Raw genomic sequence first — 11,858 nt, 5'->3', positions numbered from 1 at the left:
TTATTTTATGAAGTGAATTAAATCACAAAGTTTGGAATTCTGCCACTTTTACCCCCTCTTCTTGCCCCAAAAACGCATTGCGCAGGTATATAATGAATTTGAATTGATCAAGTTGCAGATAAAAAACATAGGATACAAAGGGGAAATGGACGATGAGAAACCCTACAAATGTAATGGAAGCCCGCGGCAACACCTGTTGCTTCTCGGAGGCCAGCTTCAACCGGTTGCAAGTGATGATGAAAGATCGAGTTATGCCTGAAAGCTCGCATCTGTTCTGGGAAGGAGATACAGCGGATAAGCTGTTTTATATTAAGCGCGGACGCGTGAAAGTAACCAAAACAACGGATGAAGGTAAGGAACTTATTCTATATATGTATCAAAGCGGCGATCTTGTTGGTCAAGCTGATCCATTTTTCGGTACTAAGCATTCCTTTTCTGCTGAGGTTCTGGAAGACAGTGATATTGGCGTAATCGATCATACAGATTTGGAACTGCTTATTTGCCAGCATTGTGATTTTGCGATTGACTTTATGAAATGGATGGGTTCGCATCACCGTATTACTCAGACTAAGTTCCGCGATTTGATGATGTACGGCAAGCCAGGTGCTTTATGTTCAACACTCATCCGTTTATGCAATACCTATGGTGAGCCTCACGGCGAACATATCCTGATTCATAAGAAAATTACTCATACTGACTTATCTAATATGATCGGTGCGACTCGGGAAAGCGTAAACCGGATGCTTAGTGATCTACGTAAGAAAAATGCAGTAGAATACGATAACGGCATGATTGTTGTCAAGGATTTGGAAATGCTGCAAGGCGTGTGTCATTGTGAATTGTGCCCTCGTGAGATTTGCCGGATATAATAAATCGTTATTTATGTAAAAGGGAGTGTTATAAGCCATTATAGCTTAAATAACACTCCCTAATTTATTTCCACTCCCCTACTTATACAGAAGCAGTAGCTAAGCATTTTAACAATAGTCCTTCTTCTGGCAACACACTTTTAAAACTGTAAGCATAGATAACTTAAATTCCCCATCTCATAGCTTCTATGGATGACCTTGGCTTTGTTTGCAGGATTTCCACTCCCCATCGCAATAAACAACGGTACAAAGTGCTCTGCTCTTGGTACAGCCTGACGAGCATACGGTGCTTTGCTTTTATAGTGATCCAAAGCCTCTATATCTCTACTTTGCACTTTTTCAATAATCCAATTATCAAAATCTATAGCCCAAGGTTCTGTTTTCGTTTCCCCCCATTTGACGATACGCAGATTATGAACAGTCACGCCACTGCCAATGACCAGAATATCCTGTTCTCCCAGTCCACGTAGCACTTCACCAATGACATATTGTGCTTTGGGCGAGAGATATGGATTTACAGAGATCTGAACTACCGGAATGTCTGCCTCAGGATACATACGATGCAACAATGTCCAGGATCCATGATCCAGTCCCCTCACCCGATCAGTTTGTACGTCAATACCCTTTTGTTCATATAATTTTTTCAGCTTATTGGCCAGTTCGACAGAGCCATGTGCTGGATATTTCACCGCGTACAGTTCCGGTGGGAAACCACCAAAATCATAAATGGTATCGTACACGTCATCCATCGAACTGATCGTCAACGTTTGCGCTTCCCAATGAGCAGTAAAGATAACAACCGCTTTAGGACGAATGCTTTTCCCCAGTTGCTCTAAAAATGAAGTATAGTCCGTCTGTTCAATAGCAAGCATCGGTGAGCCGTGGGCCAAAAATAAAGATGGCATCATATAAATATTCCCTTGTCATCAATAATTTATTTTATTCATTAAGTAACTTTATGTAAGTTATAGTACATAAGTAACAGAGTTATGTCAACACAGACTCCAACATACACTTAGATCAGTGATTCCATAAATAAAGATTGATATAGGTATAAGGTCATAGTAATATGTAACTAATAAATTTTAAAATTTCACTATACTCCGATACAAAGGACTGGTTTCTATGGAGATACATACTTCTAATTGCCCAAAATGTGGTTCCGTTTTTCGTCAGAACCTTAGAAACCTGTGTAGTACTTGTATTCAGGAAGAAAATATATTCTTAGACCGCTGTTCTAACTATCTATGGAAGCATCCTTCTACTCATACCCGCCAACTCAGTGATGTAACCGGCACACCTATAGAATTACTCATAGACTGGGTAAGAGCAGGCAAGTTTCCCTCCACATACAGTCAGCTTGATTATCCTTGTGAGTCCTGCCGTTCCCCTATTTATGCAGGAAGACTTTGCCATTCCTGTCTGGGTACATTCCGTTCGGCCGCGCTGGATATTCAAACCCGTGTGCCCCGCCGTGCAACAGCAGCATTATTCTCAGTTGCAGGGCGCGTCAAAGGCTATTAAGCCGTGCTACCTATGCACATCATTTCTGTGATATGGATAAGTAGTCCTATACACAAAATAAAAAAACAGCCTTTTTCCTAGGAAAAGGCTGTTTTGCTATGAGAAACGCTTATTTAGTTTGGTGCTCATCTAATCCATTCCTCAGCCCAAAATTGAATCTGTTCCATAACCGGCTGAAGTGCACGGCCTTTGGTTGTTAGCTCGTATTCAATGCGGACAGGAGTTTCCGGATATACATGACGTGTAAGAATTCCTTCATTTTCTAAATCTTTCATCCGTTCTGATAACATTTTGTCACTCATTGTGGGAATCAGATTGGAAATATCCTTAAACCGCTTAGGACCGCTCATCATGGATTGAATAATTAATCCATTCCAACGCTTGCCCAAACATGAAAAGGCGGTTTCAAAACGCGGACACATTTTTGCACATTGCGGTTGACTCTCCAAATTTTTCACCTTCTTTTGCATTTCGGTTTGATAAAGCTTTCCTTTTGTTAGTATATATCATTTTAGCATACTTTATCCCGAAAGAAAACACTTTCTTCTTAAATTAAATACCTGCGCCGATAAAGTTGCCATGACCAAAACTGATTATACAACAAACCAACACAGCAGGTATATGTCTAAATCGTTAAATACAAAAAGGCGGAATCCCAAGAGGTTCCGCCTATCAATCTGTTCATTATACAGCTCATCCATATGTGATGATTGTCATTATACCAACACTCCACCGAGAGGCCTTACAGGTTCACTTCTACCATATATTGGTTTGTTAATACTTGTCGGAGAAGTCCAACGAATGCTGTTGGCGATAACTTTCAAAATATCAGGCTGGTAATAAGTCGGATAGGTCTCATGACCTGGGCGGAAATAGAATATCTTACCGCTACCTCGGCGGAAGGTACATCCGGTTCTAAATACTTCGCCGCCTTCAAAGTTACTAACAAATACCAGTTCATCCGGCGTAGGTATATCAAAGAACTCGCCATACATCTCTTCCTGCTTCAACAAAATTTTGGCATCTATGCCTTCTGCAATGGGATGTGACGGATTCACCGACCAAATAATCTCCTGTTCACCTGCCACCCTCCATTTCAGGTCACAGCTAGTGCCCATTAGGGCTTTGAATGGCTTGGAAAAATGGCCTGAGTGCAGCACGATCAAGCCCATTCCTTCCTGCACTCGCTCGACAACACGCGCCGTAACTTCATCGCTCACCTGATCGTGGGCTTTATGCCCCCACCACAGCAGCACATCTGTGGAATTCAGAATATCTTCTCCCAAACCATGCTCGGCATCATCACGCAGAGTAGCTGTTCGAATGGCAAATCCCTCTCCTGCCAGGCCGTCAGCCAACGCTTTGTGTATCCCATCAGGATATATCTGTTTGGCTTCATCATTCAACTTTTCGTTCAAAAATTCATTCCAAATGGTGACGTTAATCATCAACATTTCCCCCTATTAGGTTAGACCCACCACATCTCGCTCAGCGGTTCTTCAATCAGTACCTGGCGAAGATTGTGGACGGCCTTAGTAAAGCCTTCCTCCACGGACATCAGACCATCTTCATGCTCAATACTCACTACATAATCGTATCCCACCAGACGCAGGGCACTGATAATATCTGCCCAGGTTTTTACATCATGCCCATAGCCCACAGTTCGGAACTGCCAAGCACGATCTAGCATTTTCGTATATTCCTGCATATCGGTAAGTCCATATTTATTTACATTGATCGGATCAATCGTCGTATCCTTGGCATGAAAATGGTGAATGGCTCCCTCTCGGCCCAAAATTTGAACCGCCTGCACTGGGTCAATTCCCTGCCACCACATATGGCTCGGATCCAGATTAGCACCAATAACCTCTCCCGCAGCTTCACGCAAACGAAGCAAGGTCGCTGGTGTATGAACGGAGAAGCCCCCGTGTAGCTCCAGCCCAATTTTAACATGATGATCTGCTGCAAATTTCCCCGTCTCGGTCCAGTAAGGAATAATTTTATTCTCCCATTGCCACTTCAACACTTCCTGAAAATCATTAGGCCACGGAGCTACAGGCCAGTTTGGATATTTCGCATCCTCATGATCACCCGGACAGCCAGAGAAAGTGTTCACAACTGGAACTTCCAGCTTTTCTGCCAATCGAACGGTTTTAAGAAACGTATCATGATCAGCCTGGGCCAAATGCTTTTGCGGATGGAGAGGATTGCCGTGACAGCTAAGCGCACTAATCGTCAGTCCGCGGGACTCTACTGCCTTTTTGAAATTTTTGAGCGCTGTATCATTCTCCAGCAACTCATCCGGCTTACAATGCTTATCCCCAGGGTTGCCACCTGTACCGATTTCTACAGCATCCAATCCTTGAGAAGCCACATAATCCAGCGCCTCCTCCAGCGAACGTCCGCCAAACAACACCATAAATACTCCAAGTTTCAAAAGAAATCCCTCCCTGTATCATATGTGAAAAAAGCTGCTTTCATTATAATGATGGTCCATTCGGGATAATTACGGGCTTAGTCAAAATAGACAGCTTTTCCCGTACGAGCCGATTCATAGATAGCTTCCAAAATTTCAGTAACAACCAGTGCCTGTTCCGGCTTCACAAGAGGTTCTTTGTCGTCCAGAATAGATTCGATCCACAGACGGGCTTCGCGGTCTGCTTCATTTTCCGTTTCTCCAGAGTAAAAGGCAACGCCGCCTGCATCCAGATCTATTTTCGTATCAAACAAGCGGCTGTTCTTTTCCCCGTTAATGCGCAATCCATCCTGCATATCGGCTCCGCCTTCGGTACCGCATAACAGCGTCTTCGCTTCGCCAAATTCTACAACGTTCAATGCCCAGCTGGACTCTAGTACAATCGTAGCTCCATTTTGCATCGTAATAAAACCAAAAGCTGAGTCCTCTACCTTAAATTCCTCAGGATTCCAAGGTCCAAAGGCATTTGCTGCATCTTTACGATCCCCTAGCTTATGGAAGGTTGAACCTAGTACGCTTTTAGGCTTGTAATTATCCATCAGCCAGAGTGTCAGGTCGAGTGCATGCGTGCCAATATCAATAAGGGGACCACCGCCCTGCTTCTCTTCATCCAAGAATACTCCCCAGGTCGGAACAGCGCGACGGCGTAAAGCAATGGCTTTGCCCAGATAAATGTCTCCAAGCTCTCCTTGTTCGACCAATTGCTTCAGATACAAACTATCATCACGATAACGGTTTTGATACGCAATAGACAGCTTCTTACCTGTACGGTTGGCCGCATCGAGCATTTCCCGTGCCTGCTCTGCAGTTTTAGCCATCGGTTTTTCACACAGCACATGCTTACCTGCCTCAAGCGCCGCTACGGTAATTTCCGAGTGCGAGTCGTTGGGTGTACATACATGTACGACTTCAATGTCTTTATTTTCTAACAGCTTACGGTAATCGCTATAAACTTGCGAGCCTTCAACTCCAAACTTTTCTGCTGCCTCTTCAGCGCGCTCCTGAATGATGTCACAGAATGCAACGATTTCTGCACGCTTCTGCTTGGCAAGACTCGGCAAGTGTTTGCCGTTGGCAATCCCTCCACAACCAATAATCCCGATTTTGAGTGTTTTAGACATGAATATTTCCTCCCTGAGCTGCGTATTGTTGGAGCCATTTAATGCTGGTTTCAATGCTTTCGATTGGAGGGTTTGAGCAGAAATCCTGTTCTACGACGATCCAATCCACACCTGCCTGAATAGCGGCGTCTGTAATGGCCTGAAGCTGTACTTCGCCTTTGCCAAGCTCTACAGTTACTGCTTTTTGTTGCTCGTCACGTGCCATATCCTTTAAGTGAATGATAGGCAGGCGTCCATTATAACGTCCGATGTATTCCACTGGATCATAGCCCCCATAGTATACCCAACAAGTATCCATTTCGACCTGTAACAAATCATCGGAAACCGCATCATATAAAGCATCGAATACCGGGCGATCATTGATTTTTTCTGTCAATTCAAAATCATGATTATGATAAGCCAGTATCAAGCCCTGTTCTTTCACTTTTTCACCAATACGATCCAAATTAGCAAAAAGTTCATCCCACTGTCGCTGTTCTTCGGTTAAATAAGGAACGATTAGGTATTTATTTCCCAATTCTTTGTGGTATGCAATCTCTTCATCCAAATGATCCAGCAAACGAGAATATTGTATATGAGTTCCGACAACTTCCAGATTCAGCTCATCCAAAAGCGCTCTGACATCCTTGGCATTGCGTCCGAAAAAGGTATGGAATTCTACCCCTTTATAGCCAAGCTCTGCTACCTTGCGCAATGTACCTTCAAAATCCTGTTCAAGCTCTTCCCTTACTGTGTACAATTGCAATCCTACTTTAGCCATTCCCCTTCACCTCTTTAATTAGGATGAATTTTCCATTATATCTGTTCCATAATACAAATCCTCGTCCGGTTTGAACGTGCTTTCCATCGTAATGTGATTGCCTTCCAATGATGAGCGCTGAAAAGCATGCATGGCTTCTAACACATGGTAGGCCAGTTCAGCATTGGCACGATGGTCCGTGAATTTCAATGCGCCAAAGGCTTTTCACTGTACACATGCTTGCCTGCCTCTAGTTTCGCCACATCTGACCGTGCATGGCTGCCAGGCACGGTCAGATTAAATACAAGCTCAATTCAGGCTGACGAAGCAATTCATCCACTTTGTATACGTTTTCAATGTTGAATTCATCGGCCCTCTCCTTGGCCCTCTCATCCAGTAAATCAGCGACGGCCACCACTTCAATAAGTGGGCTCTTTTAGAGATTTTCAAGATATACCGAGCTAATAGTACCGCATCTGATAATCCCGGCCTTCATTCGTTCCACGTCGTCACACTCCTTGGCCTCCAACATGTACTTTCTCATCTAACATGTAAGCTTTACAGTTCACATAGTATTCTATTTCTGTTTCGTTTAAAATGAATAATATGATTAAAACATGAACAATCTGGTCAATATTTGAAACAGCCATATGCCCAAAGGAGTCATCATCATGTCTATCGTCGAGCCTTGTCAGGTTCTTACCGCAGGCTATTCCTTCCATCGAAAGCCCTTTTATTCGAACCAGCCTGATGGGATCAAAAATTATTTATTCCGTTTGCAAACAGATGGACGCTGCCAGGCCCGCATTAACGGGGAAATGACACGGATTGAGGCGGGTGACCTACTGCTATTCAATCCTACCGAGCCTTATGAACTGGATATTCATAGTGAGTTGAACCCCATGGGAGAGCAGGTCGTGGAAAGTGGAGATTATCACATTTTTTTCGGTGGTTCCTGGGTAGATGAGTGGTGGAACCATCATAAACGACCCAACAGAATTAAGGTTCAGCTCACAGAAGCCCTGCTTGGCCTATTTCGTCAGCTTGTGATGGAGCAACGACGTATTTCTAATCCTTATCCGGAAATATCAAGTTATTACATACGCATTTTATGTTTGGAGTTTGACCGTATGCTATCCGATCATCCTATCGCTACTCATCATAACTATCTTGCGTATCAGATTAAAAATTATATTGAAGAAAACGCATCCTCTAACTTCAAACTGGATGACGTGTCTTCACACGTCGGTATCAGCGTATCCCGAGCAGTACATCTGTTTAAGGAAACATTCGATACGAGCATTATGCAGTACACGCTGGACATCAGGCTAAACATGGCGAGAGAACGAATCATTTTCAGTCCCATGTCACTGGAACAAGCCGCCGAATCGTCAGGATTTGCAAATTACACGTATTTTCACCGTGTATTTCGTTCCCGCTTCGGTATGTCGCCCAAAGAATTCAGGGTGATTCACCGCGAGCAATTGTAGGACAAAGAGAGCGTTCACCTGAACGCTCTCTTTGTTCATAACCAATAATAGTGAATACTGCTTACATACCACGACCCAGTTTTTTTACGGAGCAATTGTCAGCATCACTACCGACATTGGTGGCAGTGTAACATCCAAATGCTGACCTTGCAGCTGATAGGATGTGAAAGTTTCCTTTTTCACACGCTCTGGCTGATCAAACGTATTATGTGCCTGCATATCGTCGCTGGCAAGGACAACACCGCTGATCTTTTTAATCTCTTCCAGTCCTCTTAGCTCCAAATTCAAGTTTGCCGACTCGCCCGGATGGACGTTGCAAAAGCTAATATGAATATTGTCATCCTGCGCCTTGGAGGCGGACACGCTTACTTGTGGGATGGAATCTCCGTCATATTCATAATCGGCTACCTTTACATGAACAGCCAGTGCTTGCGCATCCTGATGCACCTTAAACATTTCAAATACATGGTATGTCGGCGTCAACAGCATAGCAGGGCCTTCAGTCAGAACCATGGCTTGCAATACATTAACCATTTGAGCAATATTCGTCATCTGTATTCGGTCATGGTGATTATGGAAAATGTGTAGATGCAGCCCAGCTACCAGTGCATCGCGCATCGTATTTTGCTGATACAGGAAGCCTGGATTGGTTCCCGGTTCAGTCAGGAACCAGGTTCCCCATTCATCGACGATCAGTCCGACCCTTTTGTCAGGATCATATTGGTCCATAATGGCTGAATGACGAGTAATCAATTCATCCATATGCAATGATTTTTTCATCGTCTCGAACCATTCCGCTTCATCAAAACCGACTGCTTGCCGTTTCCCTTCCCAGTTTCCCGGGATCGTATAGTTATGCAGGCTCAAACCGTCCATAAGATGCCCAGCTTCACGCATCAACACTTCGGTCCAACGATAATCATCCACATTTGCCCCACCTGCAATCCGATAAATGCGGTTCTCGCCATAGTTACGGACATATGTCTGATATCGGCGATACAGATCGGCATAATATTCTGGGCGCATGTTACCGCCACAACCCCAGTTTTCGTTACCCACTCCAAAATATTTGAGCTTCCATGGTTTCTCACGGCCGTTTTCCTGACGCCATGCAGCCATAGGGGACTCTCCATCGAAGGTCATGTACTCTACCCACTCCGACATTTCCTGAACTGTACCACTGCCGACATTTCCACAAATATAAGGCTCTGCATCTAACAGTTCGCACAATTGAAAAAACTCATGTGTGCCAAAATGATTATTTTCAACCACACCGCCCCAATGCGTATTTACCATTCTCTTACGGTTTTCTTTTGGCCCGATACCATCTTTCCAATGATATTCATCGGCAAAACAGCCTCCCGGCCAGCGCAGCACAGGAATGTTCAGCTTTTTCAGGGCTTCCACCACATCATTACGAATTCCGTTTGTGTTTGGAATCGGTGAGTCCTCTCCAACCCATATGCCTTCATAAATGCAACGTCCAAGATGCTCAGCAAATTGTCCATAAATGTTTTTATTAATAATGCCTTGTTTCCAATCGGTATTAACAACAATAGAACCCTTCACAACAAACCCTCCCCAAAAATATTAAGATTGTTGGAACACCCGCACAAATGTTTGCGCTTTCATTTTGGCCTAAATATCACTCATACCACCGATTTTATTTCGATCATAATTTTTACACATCATTACTTTTAGTAAACATTAATATAAATATTAATAATTAAACAAAAACATTTCACGTGTTTAATATATTTTATTGTCTACTTTTTGTCAATCGTTAAGATAAGGTCCAATCAAACCAAAAAGCCTGCCATTAAGGCAGACCAAGGTATGACTATTTTAACCCGTAATCCAGGTTCAGCCGAGCCTGAGCATTGTATCTTTTAGGCTGTACCTATCCAGCGTGAACCATGGTAACTGGGACAATTTTGAGCTGCCGCCAAAGCACGTACACGAACAATACTTCCGCTGATACCACATGTATGCCCGGACATTAACTCTTCACATTGTGAGCAGGCCAGCAGTCTGGCTTCGTACACTTCATCATTTACACATTCCATTTTGGGTCTCATGTTGGTTAGAATTCTGGTAATTTGCTCTTCCGATATCGAGATATCTCTTTCACAGCCTTTACAGGTACTTGGCACAGGTATATCTTCCATCGTAAGCTTACCCTCCCCATCAACAATGTCTTAAGTAAATATAGTTGAGTCCATGATGCCATAAATGATAACAGTATATTCTTTATTCTGGCTAGTCTTATTTCCGTTCCGACGGAAGGCTCGCAGCCGCCTCAGATACGACCATTGCCAAGTCCTCATTTCCGAACATGGACAGTACCCCTAATACCGTATCCAGCCGAATATCACCCGCTTCTTCACGCGATACAGTCAACTTGCGTACTCGTAGCAGACGCTCGTTGCTATCCTGATGCGGATACGCTTCACTATATAGTTCCTCTGGCTCCAACCCGTGATTGATACACCATTGCGCAAACACAAGGATCATCATATCTTCTTCTTGCTTATAATTTTCAATGATGGCTTCTTCTAGCTGCTTACCACGGTTATCTTCTTCCATTCATTCATTTCTCCTTCAACCTAATTCTTGATGTCTGTCTGGACTGTTAAGATCACGTTCGGATGTTCCATATTAATTACTCAAACGGCTGATCAGCTCGTCAGCCAGCATATGGCTATCCAATACTTTTCCAGCCCGTACAGCACACTCCTCTGGACGATGAATATGCTCCAGAAAATGATTTACGACTCCGGTGAATCCCCGTCTTTCCAAAATCGTATCCCAGCTTCCAAAGGCTTGCGTTAGTGGTGAATGATTTTTTTGCATAAAAACAGCCTGTTCCATATTTGTTACTTCAACAGACCGTCCTGACCCGTGAAGCTCCAGCTTCTCTATGTCAGCTCCTGCCTGTCTACTCATACTATAGCTTCCGGTAGCATTCCCCAAACGTACGGTCCCGAACGCAGCATCCATATATCCTTCACTCGTCGTATTCAGACTACTATGCAGCAGCTCATAATCATCGCCACCCAGCCACAAAAGCAAATCAAGCATGTGAATTAAATCATCATAAACCGTCTGTGCCGCCGGTCTTCGATCATATCCAGTACGGTGTTTAATGGCCGCACATTGACTAAATCCACCTGCTTCCTCTAACCATGCTTTAGCAGCTACATAATGCGGGGCAAAACGTCGATTAAAGCCCACCGCCAGCAGCACAGCCTGCGCTTCCGCAAAAGCGGTCATTTCCAGATTCTGACGAACATCATAGGACAACGGTTTATCCACATACACGGCAATCCCTTTTTCAATACACGCCATAACCAGATCAAAATGAGCTTCGGTCGCGGCATGTATAAATACAGCTTCCGGTTCCCATGCTAGCAGCTCCTTCACATCTGTCGTTCCTCTTGGCAACCTATATTGCTCCATAATGGAACTCACCGGCTCCTGTGAACGGTTCATGACACCTACAATATCTACACCTTGGTGTGCTGCCAGTAACGGTAAGTATACTTTTCGAGCAATACCACCCAGTCCTGCAATAGCTACCCTTGTCTTCGTTTGCTTGTCCATATCGTTCCCACCTCTAATCACTCATTCATCTGTTGT

Annotated in this window: 13 protein-coding genes and 1 pseudogene; 2 read left to right on the top strand and 12 right to left on the bottom strand. The window is 43.9% G+C overall.

Translation table 11 applies throughout. From position 1 onward, the window contains the following. Nucleotides 1-152: 152 nt before the first annotated feature. On the top strand, nt 153-869 hold the full coding sequence (locus tag ACL9RM_RS03925) for a Crp/Fnr family transcriptional regulator (protein WP_013310849.1): 717 nt from the start codon (nt 153-155) through the stop codon (nt 867-869). Nucleotides 870-1,009: 140 nt separating this feature from the next. Here ACL9RM_RS03925 and ACL9RM_RS03920 read toward each other — a convergent pair whose 3' ends face one another. From ACL9RM_RS03920 to ACL9RM_RS03885, 8 genes and pseudogenes are all read right to left on the bottom strand, one after another. After that, nucleotides 1,010-1,777 carry a DODA-type extradiol aromatic ring-opening family dioxygenase gene (locus ACL9RM_RS03920; RefSeq protein ID WP_250261059.1) on the bottom strand — a complete coding sequence of 256 codons (768 nt, stop codon included), beginning with the start codon at nt 1,775-1,777 and terminating at the stop codon, nt 1,010-1,012. A gap of 741 nt (nt 1,778-2,518) precedes the next feature. After that, nucleotides 2,519-2,863: a winged helix-turn-helix transcriptional regulator gene (locus ACL9RM_RS03915; RefSeq protein ID WP_071641521.1), complete on the bottom strand. Its 345-nt coding sequence runs from the start codon at nt 2,861-2,863 to the stop codon at nt 2,519-2,521. 246 nt (nt 2,864-3,109) lie between these two features. Next, entirely contained in the window at nt 3,110-3,841 is a 732-nt protein-coding gene (locus ACL9RM_RS03910; RefSeq protein ID WP_250268741.1) for a ThuA domain-containing protein, read from the bottom strand. 20 nt (nt 3,842-3,861) lie between these two features. Continuing rightward, the gene (locus ACL9RM_RS03905; protein WP_061829051.1) at nt 3,862-4,830 is read right to left on the bottom strand and encodes a sugar phosphate isomerase/epimerase family protein; all 969 of its coding nucleotides are present in this window, start codon (nt 4,828-4,830) and stop codon (nt 3,862-3,864) included. A 77-nt stretch (nt 4,831-4,907) separates the two neighbouring features. Further along, entirely contained in the window at nt 4,908-5,990 is a 1,083-nt protein-coding gene (locus tag ACL9RM_RS03900) for a Gfo/Idh/MocA family protein (protein ID WP_061829050.1), read from the bottom strand. After that, the gene (locus ACL9RM_RS03895; RefSeq protein WP_235309528.1) at nt 5,983-6,750 is read right to left on the bottom strand and encodes a sugar phosphate isomerase/epimerase family protein; all 768 of its coding nucleotides are present in this window, start codon (nt 6,748-6,750) and stop codon (nt 5,983-5,985) included. Before ACL9RM_RS03895 ends, ACL9RM_RS03900 begins: the two co-directional genes overlap by 8 nt. 18 nt (nt 6,751-6,768) lie before the next feature. After that, a complete protein-coding gene (locus ACL9RM_RS03890; protein ID WP_233903743.1) occupies nt 6,769-6,939 on the bottom strand; it encodes a hypothetical protein in 171 nt (56 codons plus the stop codon). A 2-nt stretch (nt 6,940-6,941) separates the two neighbouring features. After that, a pseudogene (locus tag ACL9RM_RS03885) lies at nt 6,942-7,234 on the bottom strand (Gfo/Idh/MocA family protein); the annotation flags it as partial. 166 nt (nt 7,235-7,400) lie between these two features. Here ACL9RM_RS03885 and ACL9RM_RS03880 point away from each other — a divergent pair. After that, entirely contained in the window at nt 7,401-8,219 is an 819-nt protein-coding gene (locus tag ACL9RM_RS03880; RefSeq protein ID WP_061829048.1) for an AraC family transcriptional regulator, read from the top strand. An 84-nt stretch (nt 8,220-8,303) separates the two neighbouring features. Here ACL9RM_RS03880 and ACL9RM_RS03875 read toward each other — a convergent pair whose 3' ends face one another. The 4 genes from ACL9RM_RS03875 to ACL9RM_RS03860 form a co-directional block, all read right to left on the bottom strand. Beyond that, nucleotides 8,304-9,788, bottom strand: a complete 1,485-nt coding sequence (locus ACL9RM_RS03875; RefSeq protein ID WP_250268742.1) for an alpha-N-arabinofuranosidase — start codon at nt 9,786-9,788, stop codon at nt 8,304-8,306. 320 nt (nt 9,789-10,108) lie between these two features. Continuing rightward, a complete protein-coding gene (locus ACL9RM_RS03870) occupies nt 10,109-10,387 on the bottom strand; it encodes a hypothetical protein (protein WP_029517224.1) in 279 nt (92 codons plus the stop codon). A gap of 97 nt (nt 10,388-10,484) precedes the next feature. Next, complete coding sequence (locus tag ACL9RM_RS03865; protein ID WP_250268743.1) at nt 10,485-10,805, bottom strand: hypothetical protein; 321 nt, start codon at nt 10,803-10,805, stop codon at nt 10,485-10,487. Between the two features lie 72 nt (nt 10,806-10,877). Next, on the bottom strand, nt 10,878-11,822 hold the full coding sequence (locus ACL9RM_RS03860) for a Gfo/Idh/MocA family protein (RefSeq protein WP_250268744.1): 945 nt from the start codon (nt 11,820-11,822) through the stop codon (nt 10,878-10,880). Between the last annotated feature and the right edge of the window lie 36 nt (nt 11,823-11,858).

Source organism: Paenibacillus sp. S29 (genome assembly GCF_049319765.1).
Classification (GTDB): domain Bacteria; phylum Bacillota; class Bacilli; order Paenibacillales; family Paenibacillaceae; genus Paenibacillus; species Paenibacillus polymyxa_B.
Note: the sequence above shows the minus strand (reverse complement) of the source record. Positions and strands in the feature narration are given on the sequence as shown.

Bases quoted from the DNA above. Each gene is read 5' to 3' on its own strand.
- ACL9RM_RS03925 (WP_013310849.1), top strand. From the start codon at position 153: ATGAGAAACCCTACAAATGTAATGGAAGCCCGCGGCAACACCTGTTGC.
- ACL9RM_RS03920 (WP_250261059.1), bottom strand. From the start codon at position 1,777: ATGATGCCATCTTTATTTTTGGCCCACGGCTCACCGATGCTTGCTATT.
- ACL9RM_RS03915 (WP_071641521.1), bottom strand. From the start codon at position 2,863: ATGCAAAAGAAGGTGAAAAATTTGGAGAGTCAACCGCAATGTGCAAAA.
- ACL9RM_RS03910 (WP_250268741.1), bottom strand. From the start codon at position 3,841: ATGATTAACGTCACCATTTGGAATGAATTTTTGAACGAAAAGTTGAAT.
- ACL9RM_RS03900 (WP_061829050.1), bottom strand. From the start codon at position 5,990: ATGTCTAAAACACTCAAAATCGGGATTATTGGTTGTGGAGGGATTGCC.
- ACL9RM_RS03895 (WP_235309528.1), bottom strand. From the start codon at position 6,750: ATGGCTAAAGTAGGATTGCAATTGTACACAGTAAGGGAAGAGCTTGAA.
- ACL9RM_RS03880 (WP_061829048.1), top strand. From the start codon at position 7,401: ATGTCTATCGTCGAGCCTTGTCAGGTTCTTACCGCAGGCTATTCCTTC.
- ACL9RM_RS03870 (WP_029517224.1), bottom strand. From the start codon at position 10,387: ATGGAAGATATACCTGTGCCAAGTACCTGTAAAGGCTGTGAAAGAGAT.
- ACL9RM_RS03865 (WP_250268743.1), bottom strand. From the start codon at position 10,805: ATGGAAGAAGATAACCGTGGTAAGCAGCTAGAAGAAGCCATCATTGAA.
- ACL9RM_RS03860 (WP_250268744.1), bottom strand. From the start codon at position 11,822: ATGGACAAGCAAACGAAGACAAGGGTAGCTATTGCAGGACTGGGTGGT.